We start from the raw sequence: 252 nt of genomic DNA, 5'->3' as shown, positions 1-252 counted from the left end.
GTCAAGAAGGCGCTGGGTCTGTGAACCTATTTCTATAAGGAGAAGTCATGTTCCACAATCGTTCGTTCCAATCAGCAATCATTGCGTTCTCATTCCTCACCACTTATCTGGTGGGTTTCGCGACGCCCGCATCAGCGTTCGCGGAGCGCGCATGGTTCGTGGTATCGGTTGTGGTGCCCACGCTCACGATTCTGTTTGTGGTCTTCGCTTATAACCACAAATTGAAGGTGCTGTTTCAAGAGGCACGGGACA

At 51.2% G+C, this 252-nt stretch carries 1 protein-coding gene; it reads left to right on the top strand.

What is annotated here, in order from left to right; genetic code table 11:
* Nucleotides 1–47: 47 nt before the first annotated feature.
* The coding region (locus tag AC1RPQ_RS08580) for a hypothetical protein (protein ID WP_481762362.1) at nt 48–252 on the top strand (205 nt) is incomplete at its 3' end.

This window comes from Dellaglioa sp. CoH-57-MRSF-21 (genome assembly GCF_056781915.1).
The sequence above is the reverse complement of the archived record's forward strand: the minus strand, read 5'-3'. Positions and strand labels throughout refer to the sequence as shown.